Origin of the sequence: Rhodoflexus caldus, from assembly GCF_021206925.1 — a bacterium.
GTDB classification, from domain to species: Bacteria; Bacteroidota; Bacteroidia; order Cytophagales; family Thermoflexibacteraceae; genus Rhodoflexus; species Rhodoflexus caldus.
This window is the reverse complement of sequence record NZ_JAJPRF010000006.1, coordinates 65328-87112: the sequence shown is the minus strand read 5'-3', so window position 1 is coordinate 87112 and position 21785 is coordinate 65328. Positions and strand designations below refer to the sequence as shown.

21 protein-coding genes are annotated in these 21785 nt (G+C 47.7%); 16 read left to right on the top strand and 5 right to left on the bottom strand.

The features are described 5' to 3' along the window. The first annotated feature begins 94 nt into the window (after nt 1–94). The 4 genes from NDK19_RS09030 (at nt 95) to NDK19_RS09015 (ending at nt 2949) form a co-directional block, all read left to right on the top strand. On the top strand, nt 95–328 hold the full coding sequence (locus NDK19_RS09030) for a very short patch repair endonuclease (RefSeq protein WP_250631548.1): 234 nt from the start codon (nt 95–97) through the stop codon (nt 326–328). A 6-nt stretch (nt 329–334) separates the two neighbouring features. Continuing rightward, nucleotides 335–1099, top strand: coding sequence for an HNH endonuclease (locus NDK19_RS09025; RefSeq protein ID WP_250631547.1), 765 nt, complete (start codon nt 335–337; stop codon nt 1097–1099). Beyond that, on the top strand, nt 1096–1323 hold the full coding sequence (locus NDK19_RS09020) for a hypothetical protein (protein ID WP_250631546.1): 228 nt from the start codon (nt 1096–1098) through the stop codon (nt 1321–1323). The genes NDK19_RS09025 and NDK19_RS09020 overlap by 4 nt, the downstream gene beginning before the upstream one ends. 117 nt (nt 1324–1440) lie before the next feature. Further along, nucleotides 1441–2949 (top strand): helix-turn-helix domain-containing protein, encoded by a 1509-nt coding sequence (locus tag NDK19_RS09015; protein WP_250631545.1) that lies wholly within the window; start codon nt 1441–1443, stop codon nt 2947–2949. Nucleotides 2950–3182: 233 nt separating this feature from the next. Here the strand turns inward: NDK19_RS09015 and NDK19_RS09010 are convergent, their stop codons facing one another. Beyond that, a complete protein-coding gene (locus NDK19_RS09010) occupies nt 3183–4670 on the bottom strand; it encodes an LptF/LptG family permease (protein WP_250631544.1) in 1488 nt (495 codons plus the stop codon). Between the two features lie 120 nt (nt 4671–4790). On the opposite strand from NDK19_RS09010, the gene NDK19_RS09005 reads away from it, so the two are divergent. Further along, nucleotides 4791–6773: an alpha-ketoacid dehydrogenase subunit alpha/beta gene (locus NDK19_RS09005; RefSeq protein ID WP_250631640.1), complete on the top strand. Its 1983-nt coding sequence runs from the start codon at nt 4791–4793 to the stop codon at nt 6771–6773. A 72-nt stretch (nt 6774–6845) separates the two neighbouring features. Here the strand turns inward: NDK19_RS09005 and NDK19_RS09000 are convergent, their stop codons facing one another. Continuing rightward, nucleotides 6846–7826, bottom strand: a complete 981-nt coding sequence (locus tag NDK19_RS09000; RefSeq protein WP_250631639.1) for an AAA family ATPase — start codon at nt 7824–7826, stop codon at nt 6846–6848. Between the two features lie 123 nt (nt 7827–7949). After that, the gene (locus NDK19_RS08995) at nt 7950–9191 is read right to left on the bottom strand and encodes a 3-isopropylmalate dehydratase large subunit (RefSeq protein ID WP_250631543.1); all 1242 of its coding nucleotides are present in this window, start codon (nt 9189–9191) and stop codon (nt 7950–7952) included. A gap of 102 nt (nt 9192–9293) precedes the next feature. On the opposite strand from NDK19_RS08995, the gene NDK19_RS08990 reads away from it, so the two are divergent. From NDK19_RS08990 to NDK19_RS08970, 5 genes are all read left to right on the top strand, one after another. Then, nucleotides 9294–9776, top strand: coding sequence for a hypothetical protein (locus tag NDK19_RS08990; RefSeq protein WP_250631542.1), 483 nt, complete (start codon nt 9294–9296; stop codon nt 9774–9776). After that, nucleotides 9773–10885 carry a hypothetical protein gene (locus NDK19_RS08985; protein WP_250631541.1) on the top strand — a complete coding sequence of 371 codons (1113 nt, stop codon included), beginning with the start codon at nt 9773–9775 and terminating at the stop codon, nt 10883–10885. Before NDK19_RS08990 ends, NDK19_RS08985 begins: the two co-directional genes overlap by 4 nt. Continuing rightward, the gene (locus NDK19_RS08980; RefSeq protein ID WP_250631540.1) at nt 10882–11469 is read left to right on the top strand and encodes an acyl carrier protein phosphodiesterase; all 588 of its coding nucleotides are present in this window, start codon (nt 10882–10884) and stop codon (nt 11467–11469) included. The genes NDK19_RS08985 and NDK19_RS08980 overlap by 4 nt, the downstream gene beginning before the upstream one ends. A gap of 198 nt (nt 11470–11667) precedes the next feature. After that, nucleotides 11668–12366 (top strand): SIR2 family NAD-dependent protein deacylase, encoded by a 699-nt coding sequence (locus tag NDK19_RS08975; protein WP_250631539.1) that lies wholly within the window; start codon nt 11668–11670, stop codon nt 12364–12366. Then, on the top strand, nt 12363–13667 hold the full coding sequence (locus NDK19_RS08970) for a glycosyltransferase (RefSeq protein WP_250631538.1): 1305 nt from the start codon (nt 12363–12365) through the stop codon (nt 13665–13667). Before NDK19_RS08975 ends, NDK19_RS08970 begins: the two co-directional genes overlap by 4 nt. Before the next feature lie 51 nt (nt 13668–13718). Here the strand turns inward: NDK19_RS08970 and NDK19_RS08965 are convergent, their stop codons facing one another. Next, the gene (locus NDK19_RS08965) at nt 13719–15017 is read right to left on the bottom strand and encodes a T9SS type A sorting domain-containing protein (protein WP_250631537.1); all 1299 of its coding nucleotides are present in this window, start codon (nt 15015–15017) and stop codon (nt 13719–13721) included. Nucleotides 15018–15460: 443 nt separating this feature from the next. Between NDK19_RS08965 and NDK19_RS08960 the strand changes: the two genes are divergently transcribed. Genes NDK19_RS08960 through NDK19_RS08945 form a run of 4 tightly spaced genes read left to right on the top strand, consistent with a single transcriptional unit; the run spans nt 15461 to nt 19262 of the window. Continuing rightward, entirely contained in the window at nt 15461–17014 is a 1554-nt protein-coding gene (locus NDK19_RS08960; protein WP_250631536.1) for an acyl-CoA carboxylase subunit beta, read from the top strand. A gap of 26 nt (nt 17015–17040) precedes the next feature. Further along, nucleotides 17041–18342 (top strand): NupC/NupG family nucleoside CNT transporter, encoded by a 1302-nt coding sequence (locus tag NDK19_RS08955; protein WP_250631535.1) that lies wholly within the window; start codon nt 17041–17043, stop codon nt 18340–18342. 7 nt (nt 18343–18349) lie between these two features. Then, the gene (locus NDK19_RS16960; RefSeq protein WP_250631534.1) at nt 18350–18661 is read left to right on the top strand and encodes an antitoxin VbhA family protein; all 312 of its coding nucleotides are present in this window, start codon (nt 18350–18352) and stop codon (nt 18659–18661) included. Then, nucleotides 18654–19262: a Fic/DOC family protein gene (locus NDK19_RS08945; protein WP_250631533.1), complete on the top strand. Its 609-nt coding sequence runs from the start codon at nt 18654–18656 to the stop codon at nt 19260–19262. Before NDK19_RS16960 ends, NDK19_RS08945 begins: the two co-directional genes overlap by 8 nt. Before the next feature lie 98 nt (nt 19263–19360). Here NDK19_RS08945 and NDK19_RS08940 read toward each other — a convergent pair whose 3' ends face one another. Continuing rightward, nucleotides 19361–19798, bottom strand: coding sequence for a hypothetical protein (locus NDK19_RS08940; protein ID WP_250631532.1), 438 nt, complete (start codon nt 19796–19798; stop codon nt 19361–19363). Nucleotides 19799–19909: 111 nt separating this feature from the next. Between NDK19_RS08940 and NDK19_RS08935 the strand changes: the two genes are divergently transcribed. Then, nucleotides 19910–20797 (top strand): prephenate dehydrogenase/arogenate dehydrogenase family protein, encoded by an 888-nt coding sequence (locus NDK19_RS08935; RefSeq protein ID WP_250631531.1) that lies wholly within the window; start codon nt 19910–19912, stop codon nt 20795–20797. A gap of 47 nt (nt 20798–20844) precedes the next feature. Beyond that, nucleotides 20845–21672, top strand: a complete 828-nt coding sequence (locus NDK19_RS08930; RefSeq protein WP_250631530.1) for a class I SAM-dependent methyltransferase — start codon at nt 20845–20847, stop codon at nt 21670–21672. The last annotated feature ends 113 nt before the right edge of the window (nt 21673–21785 follow it).

Sequence of the window (21785 nt, the reverse complement as noted above, 5' to 3'; positions counted from 1 at the left end):
TTTTGTGTAAATTGCTGAAAAACAGTTGATTAAAATCTGACAGGTCGCTAAAACCTGTCAGATTTGTATATAAAAGATTTGCCAATTGCCCGATATGGACAAACTGACCCAAGAGCAGAGAAGAAAAAACATGCAAGCAGTGAAAAGTAAAGGCTCAAAAATTGAAACTTTACTTGCAAAAGAACTTTGGAAGCGGGGATACAGGTACAGAAAAAATGACAAAACCGTTTACGGAAAACCCGATTTGACTTTTAAAAAATATAAAATTGCTGTTTTTGCAATTATTTATTCTTTGCAAAAAAAGGTTGTGCCGCAACACATAAATTGATATAAAATGTCAAGAAATAATTGGACAAAAGAGGAGACAATCATTGCGTTTAATGTGTATTGTAAAATACCCTTTAAGGCAAGTAGTAAAACAAATCCCATGATAATCAAATATGCAAATATTATCGGACGAAGCCCATCGGCTTTAAATATGAAAGTTGGAAATTTTGGCAGGCTTGACCCTGAATTGAAAAAGCAAGGGATTGTAGGATTGAGTCATGGCAGCAAAATAGAGGAGGAGGTATGGGAAGAGTTTAACGGAAATTGGGAAAAACTTGCTTACGAAAGCGAACTGTTAATTTCAAAATTTGCTCATAAACCAATTGAGGAAACTTCGGAAATTGAGGTAGAAGATATAAGAGAAGGTGTTGAAAGAGAAGCAGTTGTAAAACAGAGAGTTAATCAAAGTTTTTTTCGCTCAGCCGTTCTTTCGTCGTATTATTTCAAATGCTGCATAACTGGTTTGTCAATACCAGATTTTTTAGTGGCAAGTCATATAATCCCTTGGTCAAAAAATACCAAACATAGATTAAATCCAAGAAATGGACTTTGTCTGAACGCTATTCACGATAAGGCGTTTGACAGAGGATTTATTACAATCACACCTGATTTTACCGTTAAGATTTCGAGGGAGTTGGAGATTTTTGCACATGAAAAGGCTATTATAGATTTTTTTATGAAATATGAAAACCAAAAAATAAATCTTCCTGATAAATTTTTACCTTCAAAAGAATTTCTGGATTATCATCAACAAAATATTTTCAGGAAATGAACCATATTGTTCGCGTAATATTTGGAAAGGAGCAAGTCATTAAAGCATACAGCAATCAATCCTTAACCGAGGAAGAAAAGCGCCTTTTTGTAAAGGAATATGAGTTTGGTACATTAGAAGAAAAACTTGCTTTCATTAAAGGGTTGAATGAGGCAATTGGCTGGGTAGAGTTTTGCATCCCTGAGTTGGAACTATGTGATACACAGAGGCATACGCAAACCTGACAGCGGTCGTTAGACCCTGTGAGCGGATTTTGACAAGTTCCCTTTAAACTATTCAATTACTTAGTCAATCATGGCAGTAAATAAATTCTGCAAACCGATACAATAACCGAAATATTCATGTCTCGTCCTTCTATTCGCGAATCGGCCGTTAAATTACTTTTCGGTTTGAAAATCAGGCAGTTGCGTGTGGAAAAAAATATTTCGCAAAGCGAACTGGCCGAAAAAGCAGGTCTTTCGGTTTCTTACCTCAACGAAATCGAGAAAGGTAAAAAACTGCCCAAGGTTGAAAAAATCGCCCAACTGGCCGATACCCTTGGCGTGAGTTATGACTGGTTGGTATCGCTGCAAACGCAAAAAAGCCTGATACCTGTGGCGGAGTTGCTGCGAACCAACTTGTTGGAGGAATTACCGCTGGACTTTTTCGGCATAGACAAATCACAGTTGTTTGATATTTTATCAGTCGCTCCCGTTAAACTCAATGCTTTTATCAATACCATTATCGAAATCAGCCGTAATTACGGCATGAAGGTAGAGCATATTTACTTTTCGGCGCTGCGTTCGTATCAGGAAATGCACGAAAACTATTTTGAAGATATAGAACAGCAGGTAGAAGCCTGTAAGCAGAAATACGGTATTCATGCCGTTCCCTTAGGTGCACGGGAATTGATACGGATTCTTACGGAAGAGTATCAGTATCGCATTGAAGAGGACGGGCTGACACAACAACCTGAGTTACAGGAGCTTCGTTCCGTAACGCTTAAAGGAAAGCAACCTCGCCTGTTACTTAATAAAGACCTGAGCGAAACACAAAAATGTTTCATTCTGGGGCGTGAACTGGGTTTTCAGTTTATGAACATCAGCGACCGCTCTTATACTACCTCGTGGGTGGAAGTTAATTCTTTTGAGCAGGCGGTCAATAATTTTAAAGGCTCTTATTTCAGTTGTGCGCTTTTTTTACCGCGTGAGGAAATTTTGACTGACTTGCGAGCTATTTTTCAGTCGGGGGCTTTTCAGCCTGAACTGTTTTTGCAGTTGTTAGATAAGTACGGCGTAGCCCCCGAATTGCTTTACCACAGGCTAACCAATCTTTTGCCGCGGTTTTTCGGGCTTCGCGATTTGTTTTTTCTGCGTTTCAGCAATCGCGCCAATGCCGAACTGTACGACCTGAGCAAAGAACTGCATCTTTCGGGTTTGCAAGCGCCTCATGCTTCTATGCTGAACGAGCATTATTGTCGCCGTTGGGTGTCTATTCAGGTGATACAGGAACTGCGGACGCGGCTGCAAAGGGAGCAGAGCGGCGAAGATGCGGTATTGTGCAAGGCGCAACGTTCTAAGTATTACGGGCTGGAAAAAGAGTATCTGATTATCAGCATGGCGAAGCCTTCTTTTAAAGGTTCTCCCGTGATTCACAGTGTTTCTTTGGGGCTATTGGTCAATCAGGGGCTTAAAAAGAACATCCGCTTTTGGAACGACCCGTCTATTCCCATCCGATTGGTGGGCGAAACTTGTGAACGTTGCATGGCTACCGACTGTGAGTCGCGGGCAGCGGCACCGGTTATTTACCGTCAGGAACAGCGCGTAGCCAATTTGAAGGCAGCCTTAGAGGCCTTGCAGCGGGAAGATTAACGCGCCTCCGATGAGGTTTTTGTTAGTTAAGTAGTTTAAAGCGACCTTTCAAATTTGCCGCAAAGCCCACTGAGTATCACGCCAAGAGCACTGAGTGTTTTTATGATGAACCTTTTCTTTGTGTACACTGTGGTTAAACCTTTGCGGACTCCGCAGTAAAAAAGAACGCATTAATCTGCCCACCTGCTTAATGCCGTTTGTAAACTCCAAAATCTGCACTTTGGCAAGGTGGGCTATTGAAGTGAGTTTTTACCGCTCAGGCGGGCTTTCAGGTGGGCTTTCAGGCGGCTTAGCCAGATAATATAAACGTCGGCATCAAACAGGCGGGAGTCTTTTTGCGCCTGACGGAAGAACCACAGACCGAAAACCAGCAGCACCGCATCGGAAATCCAAGCGCCTGTGGCTACGGAGGTTACGCCCTCTTTGGCATAGTGGCCGCCGGAGATATTGATGACGTAAAAAACAATGAAGAAAATAATGGAAACCAGCACAGGCACGCCCAATCCCCCCCGCTTGATGATAGCCCCCAGAGGTGCGCCTATCAGAAACATCATCAGGCAGGCAACCGACATGGTGAACCGTTGGTGCTGCTCGAGGCGAAAACTCCGCTCTTCTTTGTCGTAATAAGTTACTCGGTCTTTGGCAATAGTTGCCAGCGATTCTACGTTGCGGGTTTTAGTTTGTGCCCGCTCGAAAAGCAGGGTAATATCGGCCGCCGTAACGGAGTCTTTCCATTGCATAAAATCCACCGAAACGCTGTCCTTGTCATCTGCCGGGTACTTAGCCCTGTCCACATTGAACTGGTAGTCATAGTAAGGCTTCAAGTCCTGATAGAGCGGTGTCTGATAGCGCTGCACTTCTCGCTTCAAAGAGTCGGCTACGATACCCAATTCAGACACGTTCTTCATGATTTTATGCGAAAGAAACAGTTCCTCGTCCGTTTTCTGCATACCTAATGCCGAGAGGGAAAATACGAATTTAGCCTGTTGGAATCGGTCGCGAACAAACTCTTTGCGGTCGGTATTTTGCCCGATGTATTCGGAAAATTTATTGCCGTTCCAAAGCTCCATCACTAAGTAGTTGTTATCCATGATGGTGTAAATTTTTCCCGTATCAGCCAAAATTACGTCTGTATTGCCGCGTTGTTTGGTGTGGTCGTAAATCATAACGCCGTAAACCATGCTGTCCGCACCGCGTCCTTTGCGCTCAATGCGGATGCGATAGTCGGGGAGGTCGGTGTAAAAACCGCCTTCTTTGAATTCGAGTGCGGGTTTTTTTTGCCGCACGTCATACATCAGGCTGTAGGCTTTCAGGTTGGCATAAGGCGCAAAATGATTGTTAAAAAGAAATGCGCCCACCGTAATCAGTACGGCGTAAAAGCCCATCGGCAGCATCAGTCGGGTTAGGGGGATGCCTGCTGCTTTTACGGCCGTGATTTCAAAGTGTTCGCCCAAGTTGCCGAATGCCATCAGCGAAGCAAGCAAAACCGCCAGCGGCAGAGCCTGTGGAGTCAGCACCAACCCGAAGTAAAAAAACAATTGTGCAAAAACCTCCCAGCCCAAATCTTTCCCCACAAAATCCTCGAAGTACTGCGACATCACGAAAGTGAGCAGGATAAACAGCACAACGGCATAACTCAACAGAAAAATGCCGTAAAATGCCTTGCTGACCAATTTATCAACCTTCGTAAAACGCAACATAATGCCCGAAATAGTCCGCAAAGGTAATCGGCTTTTGCATTGGGCGCATCGTGTCGGCAGTTAATGTTTACTAATGCAAAAATGTTTGATGCGCTCCTGCTAACTTTGCAGCCGTTCAAACCTTTTTCGCATATCATCCCCATGCATCTCACATTTGACCGTAAAAATTACAGCGCCGATACGCTGATTCATTTGTATAAAAATTTGGTAAAGCCCCGCATGATTGAGGAAAAAATGCTGGTACTGCTGCGGCAGGGAAAAATCAGCAAATGGTTTTCCGGCATCGGGCAGGAAGCTATTTCCGTAGGTGCGGTTTGTGCGATGGCTGCCGACGAGTACATTTTACCCATGCACCGCAACTTGGGTATTTTCACCGGTCGCGGCATGGATTTGGGGCAGCTTTTTGCGCAATTTCAGGGCAAAAAATCGGGCTTTACCAAAGGTCGCGACCGCTCGTTCCACTTTGGCAGCAATCCGCATCATATCGTAGGGATGATTTCCCACCTCGGGCCGCAACTGGCCATTGCCGATGGCATCGCATTGGCCGATGTGTTGCAGCAGCATAAAAAGGCTACGCTGGTATTCACCGGCGACGGGGCAACTTCCGAAGGCGACTTCCATGAGGGTGTAAACGTGGCCGCCGTGTGGGATTTGCCTGTCATTTTTGTGGTGGAAAACAACGGCTACGGCCTTTCTACGCCCAGCAGCGAGCAGTTCCGATGCAAGCAATTCATTGATAAATGTATCGGCTACGGCATTGAGGGCGTAAAAGTGGACGGCAACAATGTGTTGGAAGTTTACGATGCCATCGTCCGCATATTGGAAGATATCCGTCAAAACCCGCGCCCGATTCTATTGGAAGCCATTACATTCCGTATGCGCGGACACGAAGAGGCATCGGGTACAAAATACGTACCGCAAGAACTGTTCGAGGAATGGGGTAAAAAAGACCCTGTGAACAACTACGAACAGTACCTGCTGTCCGAAGGCGTATTGTCAAATGCTGATGTGGAGGCCATTCGCGCGGAAATTCGCGAAGAAATTGAGCGGGGCATTGCCGTTGCCTTCCCCGAACCCGACCCCGTGCCCAATACCGCCGAAGAACTGGCCGATATGTACGCGCCTTACGTGCAGCAAGTAGTCGCCCCCGACAACGCGGGCAGCGAAAAACGCTTCATTGATGCAGTACAAGACGGACTCCGCCAAGGTATGGAGCGATGGGACAGATTAGTGCTGATGGGGCAGGATATTGCCGAATACGGCGGTGCATTTAAAGTTACCGAAGGTTTTGTAGGGCAATACGGACGCGCCCGCGTGCGCAATACACCGCTTTGCGAAAGTGCCATTGTAGGTACTGCACTTGGCCTTTCCATCAAGGGCTACAAGAGCATGGTAGAAATGCAATTTGCTGATTTTGTTACCTGCGGTTTCAATCAGATTGTCAATAATCTGGCAAAAATCCATTATCGCTGGGGGCAAAATGCCGATGTGGTAGTGCGGATGCCGACAGGTGCAGGTGTGGCCGCAGGGCCTTTTCATTCCCAAAGCAACGAGGCATGGTTTACCCATACGCCCGGTTTGAAAGTAGTTTACCCAAGCAATCCCTACGATGCGAAGGGTTTGTTGCTGGCAGCCTTAGAAGACCCCAATCCGTACATTTATTTTGAACACAAAGCCATGTATCGCTCCATTACGGGGCTTGTGCCCGATGGTTTTTATACCGTAGAAGTGGGCAAAGCAGCAACCGTACAAAGCGGCAGCGACCTGAGCGTAATTACTTACGGCATGGGCGTACATTGGGCTTTGCAAATTGCCAAAGAAATGCCGGATTTGTCTATTGAAATTATTGACTTGCGCACGCTGTTGCCTTGGGACAAAGAGGCTGTTGCAGCTACGGTAAAGAAAACAGGCAAGGTGCTGGTTTGCCACGAAGACTGCCTCACGGGCGGCATCGGTGGCGAAATAGCCGCATGGATTGCCGAGCATTGCTTTGAGTTCTTAGATGCACCCGTTATGCGCGAGGGCAGCCTTGACACTGCCGTGCCTTTCAGCCCTACGCTGGAACAAAACTTCCTGCCCAAAGGCCGCATTCGCGATAAGATAAAGGCTTTGGCGGCGTATTAAGCGGTTTGCTTACTTGCCTGCTGCCGAAATATGGAGGCAAAAAGTCATCCCTCGTTGCGGATGACTTTTTGTTTATCGCGGTACTTCTACTTTGTCAATCAGTTGCTGCACCAATTGGTCTGCCGTAAAGCCCTCCATTTCTTTTTCTGCGGTGAGCATGATGCGATGCCGCAAAACGTGCGGTGCCACAAAGCGCACATCTTCGGGAGTTACGAAATCGCGGCCGTTCAGTACGGCACAGGCTTTTGAACTGTTCAAAATAGCGATGGAAGCACGCGGCGAAGCACCCAGATATACGGCAGCGTCGTTGCGCGATTCTCCCACAATTTTGACAATATATTCCAGCACCGAGGGTTCTGCATGGATGCCTGCCACCAACTGACGGTATTGTGCAATATCTGCCGCCGTCAGCAGCGGACGTATGACCGACAGGTCATTTTGCATATGTCGGCTTTGAAAACCGCCAAGCATCGTCAGTTCTTCCTCTGCCGACGGATACCCCACCTGAATTTTGAACAAAAAGCGGTCTAATTGCGCTTCGGGCAGCCGATAAGTACCTTCTTGGTCAATCGGGTTTTGGGTAGCCAACACAATAAACGGAGCTTCCATCGGGTAGCGCTTGCCGTCAATGGTAACTTGCCGTTCTTCCATCACCTCAAAAAGTGCGGCTTGTGTTTTGGCAGGTGCGCGGTTGATTTCGTCAATCAGTACCACGTTGGCAAAAACAGGCCCTGCCTTAAATTCAAATTCGCCGCTTTTCAGGCTATACACGGAAGTCCCCAACACATCGGAGGGCATCAGGTCGGGCGTAAATTGAATCCGCGAAAAGCGGATGTTCATAATGCGGGATAAAACTTTGGCTGTCAGTGTTTTAGCTACTCCCGGCACACCTTCTATTAATACGTGCCCGTCGGCAAGGAGGGCAGTAATCAATAAATCAACCATTTGGTGCTGACCTACAACAAGTTGTGCCACCTCTGCCCTGATATCGGCAATGGTTTTTGTGATGGCGCTGAGGTCGGTGCGCGGTTGAAAAATTTCTTGGTTTTCCATGCTGTTGTGTGTTTTACCGCAAAGTGTCGGAGCGCCGATGATGCGGGCTTGTTCGGATTGGTTGGCATCAACATCCGAGTCGGCGTTCATCCGTATCGCATTGCTGCGCTTGTCTGATTTTTGTTACAAATCTGCCGCATCGGTAATGCATCCGGCTACGGCGGAGGCTGCCACAGTAGCAGGAGAACCCAAATAAATTTCGGCTTTGGGGTTGCCCATGCGGCCGCGGAAGTTGCGGTTGGCAGCCGAGATAACTACTTCGCCGTCGGCAGGTACGCCCATGTGCGAGCCTACGCAAGGGCCACAGCCCGAGGTGGCAAAACTTACGCCCGCATCCATCAGAATTTCTATGGTGCCATCGCGCATGGCGGCCTGAAATACCTGTTTAGAGGCAGGAATAACTAACATTCTGACCGAAGGGTGAATTTTTCTGCCGCGCAGCACATCGGCGGCAGCGTGCAGGTCTTCTAACCTGCCGTTGGTGCATGTACCTATAAAGGCGTAATCTATCTTCTTGCCCTTAACTTTCTCCAAATCGGTAACTTGGTCGGGTTGGTGCGGAATGCTGACCTGCGGTTTGAGGTCGCTCACGTCAAGTTCTAATACACGGCTGTACTCCGCTCCTTCATCCGGCACAATCGGGGTAAAGTCGTAGCCTAATTGCAAGCCTGCGGGGTGTACCAGCCCTGCTTTACCGCCCATTTCTACGGCCATATTGGACAGTACGGCACGGCTGGCGACCGTCATGTTGGCAACGGTTGAACCACAGTACTCAATGGCCTGATAGGTAGCGCCTTCTATGCCCATATGGCTCATTACGTGCATGATGACATCTTTGGCATAAACGCCTTTTTTCAGGCGGCCGTTGATGATGATTTTGATGCTTCGCGGCACTTTGAACCAAATTTTACCCGTTAGCCAAACTGCCGCAAGGTCGGTTGCGCCCACGCCCGTAGAAAACGCGTTGATGCAGCCGTAGTGCGTGGTATGCGAATCGGCACCGGTGAACACATCGCCCGGCTTTACGTAGCCGTGCTCCATAATCACTTGGTGGCAAATGCCTTCGCCAACGTCAAACACGCGAATGCCGTGTTTTTTGCCGAACTCCCGCATCAGTTGGTGCAGGTTGCTGATGGTCTGATTGGGTGCAGGTGCAGCGTGGTCTATCACTAATGCAATTTTATCGGGATTCCATACGGTTTTGCCGCCTGCCATCTCTTCAAAGGCTTTGATGGCATAAGGGGCTGTTGTATCGCTGGCCATAGCACCGTCTACGCTCACGATGGTCAGCTCATCGGCATAAACGGGCTTCCCGCTGTGGTTGGAAAGAATTTTTTCTGCAATGGTTTGAGGCTTGTGGCTCATAGTGCTGAGGCATAAAAATCTGTTGCCCTTAAAGATAAGGAAAGTACCGGAAAACAAAATTCGTTTCTTATATTTGAAAAAACCTGAAAAAAACACTTGCCGATGAAGTTTTTGTTTTGGATGTGGTTGGTAGTACCGCTTTGGGGCGGATACAATGCCACCATGCGGGTAGAGCGGGCAACGCTGACCGTTGGCGACCGACAAATTGCCTGTACGCCGAATCAGATAGTTAATCTGCCTGCCATGCCTCCCAATGTGCGCATCCAGACGGTTTCATTCACGCTTGAACTTTCCGCCGGCGAGCGCGAGTGGGCAGAGTTGCAGAACAGCCGCAAAATGCCCATCATGTTTAAATGGTTTCGGTTCAGCGGCGCGCGAATGTTTATTACAGGCGTGGCACAGGACAGCAACGCAGGCAGAATGATGACGGCAGCACGGGTGGCAGGCGGCACGGTTGTACATCAGGCACAGGCTTCCAACGACCGCATTACATCGGGTACATGGGTTATCACACCCGTTTATGCCGATAATACACCGATTATCATTAACGGAAGAGAGTTATCTTACCAATTCCAAGTACCATGAGCGCATCCGTAAACGAGCAAACACCTTCTACTCCGAACCTTACCAGCTATCCCGACCCGCTCAAACAGGCGATAGAGGATGTTATGCTGATTCTGTCCTATGCTGCCGAGCGTGGCATTAACGTACCGCCTGAAATTACGCAGCAGTTGGTGCAGGCAAAGTTTTTGGAACAATCCAACGGATGGACACCGGAGGCGGAAACACAGTTTTGGACAGCTTACAACGCCATCAGCCAAATTATCCGCCCCGTTACTACCGACAGTTTGCGGGCAGCTACCGATACGTTGCAACCTACTTATTTTCTGTTTCGCTTACTGGGTATTAAAACCTACCGCAGTTCTTCTCCCGCGCAGAATGCCGTGCGCCGCTATACTTGGATGGGGCTTTTTTGGGTGGTGCTGATGCTTTCCATTCAGATTTATTCCCTCATCGGCAATACGCTGATGAACAACATTGCTTCCATCAATCAGAAGATGCTGGTGTTGGAAGATGAAATTGCCCGATTGAGTATGCTCACAGGTGAAACCGTCATTTTGCAGACCACCCAAAAAAACACCAATTTGGACGAGCTTACCTCCGACCTGCAAAGCAGCGTAGAGTTGCTTTCCAACTGGCTTACACCGATTAACGCCGTTATTCTGCGCGATAAATACTACAAAAAAGAATTGCTGAAAGAGGACAAAATCAAAAACCTTCGCCCCGAAGAGCGCATCAGTTTGATGAAAAAGGTGCAACAGGTAGCACAATACCCGCTGCTGATTGCAAGCCTTTATATTTTGCCGCTGCTTTACGGCTTGCTGGGTGCTTTTGCTTTCGTGTTGCGCAAACTTACGGAAGACACGCGCCGCATGGTCTATACCAAAGAAAGCGACCTGAAATACATTTTGCGCATCCATTTAGGGGCTTTGGCGGGGTTGGCAGTGGGGTTGTTTTTTGTACCCGAAGATACCTCCATCACGCTGCCCATATCGCTGTCGCCGCTGGCGGTGGCATTCCTGACAGGGTACAGCGTAGAGTTTTTCTTCTCTGCCTTAGACCGCATCATCAGCATGGTAAGCAAAAACAGCGAAAATCGGTTGAATGATGAAACAACGAATGCCCGACCATGAATTTTCTGGCACATTTGGCACTGGCTGCCCCCGATGAGGGTTTGCTGGTCGGGAACTTTATTGCAGACCACGTTAAAGGCAATCGCTGGCAGGAATTTGCGCCCTCCGTTCAGGCAGGGATTCTGCTGCATCGTGCCATTGACCATTTCGCCGATACGCACCCGTTAGTGCGACAGAGTGCCCAACGACTACGCCCCCGCTATCGCCACTATGCAGGCGTATTGGTAGATGTTTTTTACGACCATTTTCTGGCTGCCTCTTGGAACCGTTACATGGACGTGCCGTTACCCGTTTTTTCAAAGGAGATGTATGCACTGATGAATCGGCACTATGAGTTGTTGCCACCTACTTCGCGGCTGTTTTTGCAATATGCTGCCGAGCGCGATATATTAGCGGCTTATGCCGAAGTAGAAGTCATCGGGCGCGTATTGCAAGGTATGGCGCGCCGCATCGCACGACCTTCGGGCATTGAAACCGCTACCGAAGAGCTGCAAACCCATTACCGCGAATTTGGTGAAGAATTTGCTCAATTTTGGGACGAAATCGTCCGCTTCGTAGCACAAAAGAAACAGGTAATCAGTTGAGCAGATTAATGCATTCTTTTTTACCGCAGAGTGCGCAAAGGTTTAACCGCAGTGTACACAAAGAAAAGACTCATCATAAAAACACTCAGTGCTATTGGCGTAATACTCAGCGGGCTTTGCGGTAAATTTGAAAGGCCGTTTTAGATTACACACTTAACTTATAAATCCCCAATCCAAAATCGCAAATCCCAAATCACTATGCTTCCTCGTTTAGTTGTTTTGTCCGGTGCGGGCATCAGCGCAGAAAGCGGTATTCCGACCTTCCGCGATTTCAATGGTCTTTGGAACAATTACCGCATTGAAGACGTTGCCTCGCCCGAAGGCTGGCGCAAAAACCCGCAATTGGTGCTGGATTTTTACAACATGCGCCGTAAAGATGCTCAAAAAGCACAGCCTAACCGTGCCCATTATGTGCTGGCAGAACTGCAAGAAGATTTTGACGTTACCGTCGTTACGCAAAATGTGGACGATTTGCACGAGCGGGCAGGCAGCAAAAACGTTATCCACCTGCACGGCAGCCTGTTTAAAATGCGTAGTTCAAAGGATGAATCGCTTGTTTTTGACATCAAAGAAGACATCAAATTGGGTGATAAATGCCCGTTGGGTTCGCAGTTGCGCCCTCACATCGTTTGGTTTGGCGAAGCCGTCCCACTGATTGAAACGGCGGCGGAAATTGTAGCATCGGCAGATGCTTTTATTGTAGTGGGTACTTCCTTGCAAGTTTACCCTGCTGCGGGCTTGATTGAGGAAACCCGCGACGCTATTCCCAAATTTGTTGTAGATACCAAAATTCCTTATATAAGTCCGCGCCTTGGTTTTAATGCTTTGGAAGGCAAAGCAAGCGAAGGCATGGAGCGCGTAAAAGACGAATTGCGGCGTATTTTTGCCAAGCAATGAAAAAAGTACTGATAATTTCCTATTACTGGCCTCCCAGCGGCGGCATTGGCGTATTGCGTTGCCTGAAAATTGCCAAATACTTGCGCCACTACGGCTGGGAGCCTGTCGTTTACACCGCTGCCAATGCGCACTACCCCTCGTTGGACGAAAGCAATTTCAAAGATATTCCGACGGGTATGACGGTGCTCAAACACCCGATTTTTGAGCCGTATGCCTACTATAAGAAATTTTTGGGCAAGCCTGCCGATGCCAACGTCAATAACGACTTGGTAGCCGCAGGGCGCACCGATTGGAAATACAAACTTTCGGTATTCATTCGCAGCAACTTTTTCATTCCCGATGCGCGGGCAATGTGGATTAAACCTTCGGTAAAGTTTCTGCTCAATTGGCTGAAAACCAATCGCGTAGATGCTATCCTCTCCGACGGGCCGCCGCATACGAACACCGTAATTGCCTGTAAAATCCGACAGGCAACGGGGCTGCCTTGGCTTGCCGACTTCCAAGACCCGTGGACTCAGGTGGACTACTACCAACGGCTCATCCTGACCCCATGGGCAGATGCCAAACACCGCCGCATGGAGCAAGAGGCTTTCCGAACGGCTAACGTTACAACCATTGTCAGCCCCACTTGGAAACGCGATTTGGAAAGCATCGGGGCAAAGAACGTACACGTGATTCCTTGGGGCTACGACGAAGACGATTTTAAAGGCTTGAACTACGCCCCCGACTGGAAACTGACCCTCACTCATGCGGGGCTGATTGGCGAAGACCGCAACCCCGAGCAACTCTTTGCCGCCATGGCAGAAATGGCACAGGAAAGCCCCGAGTTCCGACAGGTGTTTTCATTGCGGCTTTTTGGGCAATTGGATGCCTCTGTGCATGAGGCAATTGCACGCTACAAGGTGCAAGATATGACAGAAATACTGCCTGCCGTGAGTCGCGCAGAGTCTTTAAAACGCTTGGTAAACTCGCAGGCGCTGCTTTTGATTTTGAACAAGGCCGACAACGCACAGGGACGCATTCCGGGCAAATTGTTTGAATATTTGGCAGCCAAACGCCCCGTGTTGGGCATCGGCAATACAGGCAGCGACACCGACCATATTTTGCAGCAATGCGAGGCCGGCCGTTGCGTAGCACATGAAGACAAAGAAGGGATAAAGGCTGCACTGCGCTACTTCTACAATGCCTACAAACAATACGGAAACCTGCCCGCCACTACCAACGAGGCAGCCGTAGCGCAATATACCAATCGCCGCCTGACAGGTCAGTTTGCTGCACTGTTGGACGGTATCAGTAAGTGAAACTGCCGGCACAGCGTTTTTTTTAAATATTCCTACCGGCGGATTCATTACTTACTGCACCATCAACTTTCTGACAGCCGTTTGCCCATCGGCGAACAAGACTTTGACCAGATAGCTGCCTTTGCTGAGGCGGGTGGCAGTAACATGTTGTAGACCTTGCGAGGTAAGTTCAAAGTCGGTGCAAAATGCCTGCAAGCGCCCTGAAAGGTCGTAGATGGCAAGCGATTTTACTTCTTCGCTTTTCATATTCAGGAAAAAGCCATTGCCTTTGTTAGGGTTGGGATATACCGACAAGCGACTTGCCAGACTCAGGTTTACCTGTACGGAAACTATTTTGCTGTATGTAAAAGTGCCGTCAAAGTCGGTTTGTTTGAGGCGGTAATAGCTGATGCCGTGCAGAGGCGCAGTATCGGCAATGCCGTAGGAAATCACAGCATCGCTGTTGCCCGCACCACGTATGCGTTGTATTTCGGTGAAGTTTTCCCCGTCCGCAGAGCGCTCAATGGTGAAGAAATCGTTGTCTATTTCGCGGGCAGTTGTCCAACGCAGGGCTACATACGGCTCACTGCTGCCTTCCTGCTGCTGCACAAAGGCCTCAAAACTGACTAAGGTGATGGGGAGAGGAGTTACAATGGCATTGCACCCGGGTTGCCCCCCCGGAGGGGCTGCACTTTGCCGCTGTGTGGAACTACCTGCACAGGCCGCGCAGGTTATACAATAAATCAGTGTTCCCGGATTTGAAAGGGGGGAATTTATATTATCACACGTTCCTCTGTTATCAAAAAGGCTGGGATTGCCACCAACAGTACCACAGTTTCTTACATTAAAAAATCCTGCCGTACCGCCAACAGCACTTGTATTACCATTGTTTGCACTTGCCCATCCACCCCAAACATCTACAATGGCAGCGTTAATAACCGAAAGAGTACTGCTATTACCACTGATAAAATATACTTTATTATTCGGTGCGCCAATAGGGCCGACATTTAAGCGAGTATTTGCACCTGTAACGGTTAGTGTAGAATTGTTGATAACTCCCAAAACATTTACAGTTCCTGAACTCAACCGTACATTACTGTTGATAACCACGCAGTCATTAGGCCCGGGAAGGGTTTTGCCTACGCAGCCTGCTCCACCTGAGGTAGTCCATGTGCCTGCATCTGTCCATTCGCGTACAGCCGGATTACTGCCACCTGTCGGGCGACTGGTAAAAGTACATGAACAACTCTGCGCATATACCTCCGCAACGCTGCCTATTACGAATATTACCGTTAGTAACACAAGCGAAAAAAAGTGGTGTATCCATAGCTGTTTGCGGCGTGCAAGGTAGGGTTGTATTGGTTGTACCATAGGAGTGCCTGTTGAACGTACAGCCTGTAGCTGTCCCGAATAATTAACAAAATACGTGCATTATGTACTGACTGTCAGCATAAAGATATTTGGTGTAATCGGAATAGGTTGTATATGGTTTCAAACTTGCAAAACTTTGCTTTGTACATGAAAATTACACTTTTCTTACCCATTCTTAACGTCAGTTTGCGGGAAAAAGTATATAACGGGTGAAAAAAGTACTATTCGGTGTAGGAAAATTACAAGTTGATAGCCATTTGGCAGGATTTACACACTTCTGAAGGCGGTGAAAAGTTCGGCTGCGGTTTTCCGTGCCATTGCCCGAAATACGTGATGATAAAGGCAAAATGATATAACTTTGGCGACCCGAGTGTGCGAAAAAATCTGCAATTTGCACATCCCGAAAAAGATATATCAGAGCCAATCAAAATAGTAACAGACCTATGACGAAAGCCGAAAAATCAGCGGAATTGCTGCGTAAAAACCGCGAAGCCCTGTTGGGTGGCGGACAAAATCGTATTGATGCGCAACACAAAAAAGGCAAACTCACAGCCCGCGAGCGCATAGACCTGCTGCTCGACCCCGGCACTTTTGAGGAAATCGGCAAGTTTGTGATGCACCGCTGCAAAGATTTCGGCTTAGACAAGGAATACTACCTCGGCGATGGTGTAGTTACCGGCTACGGCAAAGTAAACGGACGTTTGGTGTACGTATTCTCGCAAGATTTTACGGTTTTCGGCGGCTCGCTTTCCGAAACACACGCCGAGAAGATTTGCAAAATCATGGATTTGGCCATGAAAAACGGTGCGCCCGTTATTGGCTTGAACGATTCGGGGGGGGCGCGTATTCAGGAAGGCGTTATGTCGCTGGGCGGCTATGCCGATATTTTTTATCGCAATACGCTTGCTTCGGGCGTTATCCCGCAATTGTCTGCCATTATGGGGCCATGCGCAGGCGGTGCGGTTTACTCACCTGCCATCACGGACTTTATCATGATGGTAGAAAACACTTCTTACATGTTCGTAACAGGCCCCAACGTTGTTAAAACCGTTACGCATGAGGAAGTAACTTCCGAAGAACTCGGCGGCGCAAGCACCCACAGCGCCAAAAGCGGCGTGGCACACTTTGCCTGTGCCAACGAAGTGGAGTGCATCAATCACCTGAAAAAATTACTGAGCTATATTCCGCAAAACTGCGAAGAGGAGCCTCCGATGCTGCCCTATACACCATCGGACGAAACCCGCCCCGAATTGGATAACATTGTTCCCGACAACCCGAATCAGCCCTACGACATCCGCGAGGTAATTTTTGGTGTGATTGATGAAGGCGAAAACGGTTTTCTGGAAGTACATAAAAATTTTGCCGAAAACATTGTGGTGGGTTTTGCGCGTTTGGCAGGCCGCAGCATCGGCATTGTAGCCAATCAGCCCGCTGTGCTGGCAGGCGTGCTGGACATCAACGCAAGCATCAAGGCAGCGCGTTTTGTGCGCTTCTGCGATTCGTTTAATATCCCGCTCTTGGTGTTTGAAGATGTTCCGGGCTTCCTCCCCGGCACCGACCAAGAGTGGCACGGCATCATCACGCACGGAGCAAAACTGCTCTATGCCTTCTGCGAAGCCACTGTGCCGCGCGTAACCGTGATTACACGCAAAGCATACGGCGGTGCGTACGATGTGATGAATTCCAAGCACATCGGGGCAGACATGAATTATGCTTGGCCGACGGCAGAAATCGCCGTGATGGGTGCAAAAGGTGCCGCCGAGATTATCTTCCGCAAAGAAATCAGCGAAGCCACAGACCCGGAGGCAGCGCTGAAAGAAAAAGAGGCAGAATACAACCATAAATTTGCGAACCCTTGGCGTGCGGCACATCGCGGCTTTATTGATGAGGTAATTGAGCCGCACCAAACCCGTCAAAAACTGATTACGGCTTTTGAAATGTTGCAAAACAAAGCGGTTTCGCTGCCGCGTAAAAAACACGGCAATATTCCGTTGTAATTTTTTAATCTGAAAACTTTTTTGTCATGGAAGACTATCTGCGCGGCTTTGCGGGCATTGCCGTATTATTGAGCATCGGTTTTTTGTTTTCTGCCAACAGGCGGGCAATAGACTGGCGGCTGGTAGCTACGGGCGTAGTTCTACAAATCATCTTTGGCCTGTTAGTGATGAAAGTAGGCTTTGTTGCCGATGGTTTTAATGCCCTCAGCCGCGGTTTTGTAACTTTTTTGGGCTTTTCTCAGGCGGGAGCACAGTTCCTCTTTGCCGATTTGGCTACTGCCAATGGTGAAAAATCTCTTGGGGTTATTTTTGCCTTTCAGATTCTGCCCACGGTCATTTTCTTCTCCACCGTATCGGCGGGGTTGTATTACTTGGGCATTTTGCAAAAAATCGTATATGGTATTGCTTGGCTGATGGCACGCACCATGCGCCTCTCGGGAGCGGAAAGTTTGGCCGCTGCCGGCAATATCTTTCTGGGGCAAACCGAAGCCCCTTTGTTGGTGCGTCCGTTCGTTTCCCGCATGACCTATTCGGAACTGATGTGCCTGATGACGGGCGGCATGGCAACCATTGCAGGCGGCGTATTGGCGGCCTATGTGGCATTTTTGGGCGGCGATGACCCCGCACAAAAGGCTGTATATGCGGCACATCTGCTCAGCGCATCGCTGATGAACGCTCCGGCAGGTATTGTATTTGCCAAAATGCTTGTTCCTGAAACCGAAGCCGATAAAATTGACCGCGAACTGAAAGTAAACAAGGAAAATCTGGGTGTAAACTTGATAGATGCGCTTTCCAACGGTGCAGCCGACGGCCTGAAATTAGCGCTGAATATTGGCGGCATGTTGCTTGCATTCATTGCGCTTATCGCCATGGTAAACTACATCCTCAAAGATATGGTTGGCGAGTGGCTGGGGCTGAATACACTGGTAGTTGAATCTACCGGCGGGCAGTTCAAAGGTTTTTCGTTGGAATATATCCTCGGGCAGATGTTCCGTTTGGTGGCTTTTGCCATTGGCGTGGAGTGGAAAGACACCTTGCAGGTAGGCAGTCTTTTGGGTCAAAAAACGGCCATCAATGAGTTTGTGGCTTACTTGGGTTTGGCGGAAATGAAAGCTGCCGGCAGCATCAGCCCCAAATCCATTCTGATTGCAACCTTTGCTTTGTGCGGCTTTTCCAATTTCAGTTCCATTGCCATTCAGATTGGCGGTATCGGAAGCATGGCCCCCAATCAGCAGGGGAATTTGTCCAAATTAGGTTTCCGCGCACTGTTGGGAGCCAGCTTAGCTTGTTTGATGACGGCTGCCGTTGCCGGTGCCATCGCAGGTTAGTTGCACAGTGGAAGGTTATAAGCCATTTAAAGCGACAGAAAACAGACGGTTTGACCTAAAAAATTGTAAATTTAAAAAGCATTTACGGCTGGAAAATATGTTTAATACGATAGAAATAGACAGAAATAACCTAACAATAATGGGGGTTAAGTTTTCAGACTTGAAAACACTTGAAAGTACTGCAAACGCTTTGGGGAGCAATATGTTTGAAGGATTTGAACCTACACCCAAAGGCATAGAAATTATAAGGGACTATGTAACCGGAAAAATTACGCTAACTGAACTTGTTGCATTGGCCAAACAAAAAGCCTATGTCTAATTCCTATAAATACATAGACCCTGACTTCACCTACACTGATCCCCAAACAGGACTTTTAAGAAATTTACAGGATATAACCGACCCTGATGTATTGCTTTTTGTTGAGAGCAGTGCGGTAACAAAACGACTACAAGAGCTTTACGAAAAGCCAATAAAAATCAAAGGCATAGACACCCTTTTTGAAATTCACAGACATTTATTTCAAGAGATTTACGCTTGGGCAGGCAAAAAGCGGACAGTTGAAATTAGCAAAGATGGTAAGCAATTTTTCCCTACTTCGCATTTTAACAACGCTTTTAGATACATTGACCAACTAATTGCCGATTTCAAGAAAATTCCGAAAGAAAACAAAAGAAGGTTAGCTGAGAAATTGGCGGAAATTTTAGATAACGTAAACTACTTGCACCCGTTCAGAGAAGGAAACGGACGAACACAAAGAGAGTTTCTAAGACTCTTGGCATTAGAAAAAGGCTTGATACTCAACCTTAACCCTCCGGACAACAAAAATGTTTACGAACGATATATGAAAGGAACAATTGAAAGTGATGTAAAGATTTTGGCAGAATTGATTTTTGAACTGATTGACACAAATGACAAATAGAAAAACGGCTTATAACAGCGGTTCGGCGTAATGGCGGGTGCAATGCTTTGATTGAACTTTCGTACTAAAAATCCACCACTACGCCAAGCCGCAAAGCATTATGCGAATACAGCCAATTCAGTTTTCATCCATTCGTAGGCAGCAGGAGCATTGGAAAAGTACTGAATTTCAAGGTCTTCTCCTGCCTTAGCAGACTGTACTTGGCTGATTACCTTTTTAACGGAGAGTTGCCCGAACACATTTTCAGGGACGATAATAGCTCCGCGGCGATAGCCTAATGCAAGCGCTTTGGGCTGCCATTCGTTCACTGTCCAATCTTGGTCTTCTTTGGCAATTACTTCGGCATCGCGTAAGTCCCAAATAATGCCGTGCGCATTGTACTGCATGAAGGCGTCCAATTGTTTCAGGGCTTGCTCCCTGTAAATAGCAGAGGGTTGAAATCCTTTGGTAACACAGAAAATGCAATTAATTTCGGTGAGGATGGAAATGGTTGTAGCTTTACCTTGGAAAAAAGGTATAGACGATACGTTTAGCATTGTGTAAGAAGTTAAACAGAGAAGTAAGAAAAATAAAGTACCGTAGGTTTGTTTGCCTTAGCTGACAACTATTGTTGCACAATGTAAGCAAAATATTATCAAATGCAAGATTTGCGCATAAAAAAAATTGGAGTGATTGGCGGAAGCCGTGGCTTGGGAAGTTGGTTAGTTAAATTTTTTGCAGAAAACGGCTATCCGGTTTTGTTCAGCTCTGCCGATGAGCACTCGCAAGTAGCAGATAACCGCAGTTTATCCGAATGGGCGGACGTAATTTTTGTGGCTGTTCCCATAGGTGCAATGTGCGCCGTTTTAGGCGAAATCTACCCCTATGCCAACGGTAAAACCATCGTGGAAGTTTGCAGCGTCAAAAAGTTTATCATAGACCATTACAAGAAGTTACAGGCACAGCATCCCGAAGTGCAGGCAGATTTTTTGTCCGTTCATCCCATGTTCAGCCCCATGTTGCGGCATCTGAAAGGGCAGGTTGTTTTGTTTAATTACCTGAACGGCAGCAATGCATGGGAAACCGAATTGCGTCAATTGTTTACCGCGCACCAAGCCCGCTGCTTTGATATGGACTATCTGCACCACGACGAGGTCATGGGTGTGGTGCAGGGGTTGAACCATTTCAATGTATTTGCCAGTGCCAAAACGCTCAACACGCTGGGCAATCAGTTAGGCATCATCCGCGACGTAGCATCGCCTCCGTATCGGATTTTTCTCATCTTCTTTTCGCGCTATGTGTTGCAGGATGCGGGGCTGTATGCCGATATTCAGATGTATAACGAGTTTGTACCCAAGGTGTTGGATATTTTCCGTCGCGAAGTGGAAGCGCTTTATCAACTCATCGTACAAAAGGACAGGCAGGGTTTTCTAGACTATGTACAAACCGCTCGCGGCTATTTTGAAGAAAACCGCGAAGACATCGGTATTTCTAACCACCTGATTGAGCAATTGGGTGCATACTTGAATAAGTTGAAAAATAATCAGCAATCGTAAAGATTTCGGCTACTTTTGCTGCCGCAAACGAATGGGCACACGCTTTTATGTTGTATCTGAAAGAGCTTCGCTGGGGTACTGTTACCGAACTGATGGAAATGCACCGCAAGGGCGTTCCTTTCGCCGACTGGGGCATTAAAGGGCATAATCGGCCGTTTATATTGGAAAACTGCCAATTGAAGCCCGGTATGAAGGTGGTGGAAATCGGCGGTGCTTACAGCGATTTGCCGCAACACATAGCCACACAATTCGGCTGCGAGGTGCACGTGATAGACGATTTCGGCGTAGAAAGCGGCGAGGCGGAGATGTGGAGCCGTTGGGGCGAACGCGAAACCCTGCTGCAACGCAATCCCGACGTGCGCTATATTTTTGACCGTGCGGGAAATTTTGCTTCCACTCAAATTCCGTTGAATTACTACGACCTGATTTTTACGGTATCCACCTTAGAGCACGTGCCTGCGGAGGCAATGGCAGATGTATTCCGCCACATGGAACAAATGCTCAAACCGGGTGGTACAATGGTGCACTGCATTGATTTGCAAATTCCGTTGAAGTTGCACAAAACCAAAGATTTAAAGGGGCTTTTGGCCGGTACGCTGGGCTATTACCTGTATTTTGCCTTTGCCAATCGGTTGGCTTCGGCTCAAAAACCACAACTCAAAACACTCAACGGCTGGAAGGCTTTTCTGAAAAAAGTATTTGGCAGCCAAATAGATACGAGTGGCGTAAAGCCCGAGGGGGCCTTGATGAGCAGCCTTAATACGGACATTGTAACCGAACCGATGGAAATTGTGTACAAGTACTATCCGCCCAAAGATGAGCCCAAACTCTACCGCCGAAACGGCACTTTTGTACTAATCATTGAGAAACGATAGTTAAGCATATCGGATTGGGGATTTCGGAGCAACAGTCAGCATAGCCCCGTCATTTAATCAGGCGAGCAAATTATATCCCACTACATTACTTGACGTTTAATCCACCATAAGAA

Bases quoted from the DNA above. Each gene is read 5' to 3' on its own strand.
- NDK19_RS08970 (WP_250631538.1), top strand. From the start codon at position 12,363: ATGAAAAAAGTACTGATAATTTCCTATTACTGGCCTCCCAGCGGCGGC.
- NDK19_RS09000 (WP_250631639.1), bottom strand. From the start codon at position 7,826: ATGGAAAACCAAGAAATTTTTCAACCGCGCACCGACCTCAGCGCCATC.
- NDK19_RS09030 (WP_250631548.1), top strand. From the start codon at position 95: ATGGACAAACTGACCCAAGAGCAGAGAAGAAAAAACATGCAAGCAGTG.
- NDK19_RS08940 (WP_250631532.1), bottom strand. From the start codon at position 19,798: ATGCTAAACGTATCGTCTATACCTTTTTTCCAAGGTAAAGCTACAACC.
- NDK19_RS08960 (WP_250631536.1), top strand. From the start codon at position 15,461: ATGACGAAAGCCGAAAAATCAGCGGAATTGCTGCGTAAAAACCGCGAA.
- NDK19_RS09005 (WP_250631640.1), top strand. From the start codon at position 4,791: ATGCATCTCACATTTGACCGTAAAAATTACAGCGCCGATACGCTGATT.
- NDK19_RS09015 (WP_250631545.1), top strand. From the start codon at position 1,441: ATGTCTCGTCCTTCTATTCGCGAATCGGCCGTTAAATTACTTTTCGGT.
- NDK19_RS08945 (WP_250631533.1), top strand. From the start codon at position 18,654: ATGTCTAATTCCTATAAATACATAGACCCTGACTTCACCTACACTGAT.
- NDK19_RS08995 (WP_250631543.1), bottom strand. From the start codon at position 9,191: ATGAGCCACAAGCCTCAAACCATTGCAGAAAAAATTCTTTCCAACCAC.
- NDK19_RS08975 (WP_250631539.1), top strand. From the start codon at position 11,668: ATGCTTCCTCGTTTAGTTGTTTTGTCCGGTGCGGGCATCAGCGCAGAA.
- NDK19_RS08990 (WP_250631542.1), top strand. From the start codon at position 9,294: ATGAAGTTTTTGTTTTGGATGTGGTTGGTAGTACCGCTTTGGGGCGGA.
- NDK19_RS09025 (WP_250631547.1), top strand. From the start codon at position 335: ATGTCAAGAAATAATTGGACAAAAGAGGAGACAATCATTGCGTTTAAT.
- NDK19_RS08955 (WP_250631535.1), top strand. From the start codon at position 17,041: ATGGAAGACTATCTGCGCGGCTTTGCGGGCATTGCCGTATTATTGAGC.
- NDK19_RS08930 (WP_250631530.1), top strand. From the start codon at position 20,845: ATGTTGTATCTGAAAGAGCTTCGCTGGGGTACTGTTACCGAACTGATG.
- NDK19_RS08965 (WP_250631537.1), bottom strand. From the start codon at position 15,017: ATGGTACAACCAATACAACCCTACCTTGCACGCCGCAAACAGCTATGG.
- NDK19_RS09020 (WP_250631546.1), top strand. From the start codon at position 1,096: ATGAACCATATTGTTCGCGTAATATTTGGAAAGGAGCAAGTCATTAAA.
- NDK19_RS08985 (WP_250631541.1), top strand. From the start codon at position 9,773: ATGAGCGCATCCGTAAACGAGCAAACACCTTCTACTCCGAACCTTACC.
- NDK19_RS08980 (WP_250631540.1), top strand. From the start codon at position 10,882: ATGAATTTTCTGGCACATTTGGCACTGGCTGCCCCCGATGAGGGTTTG.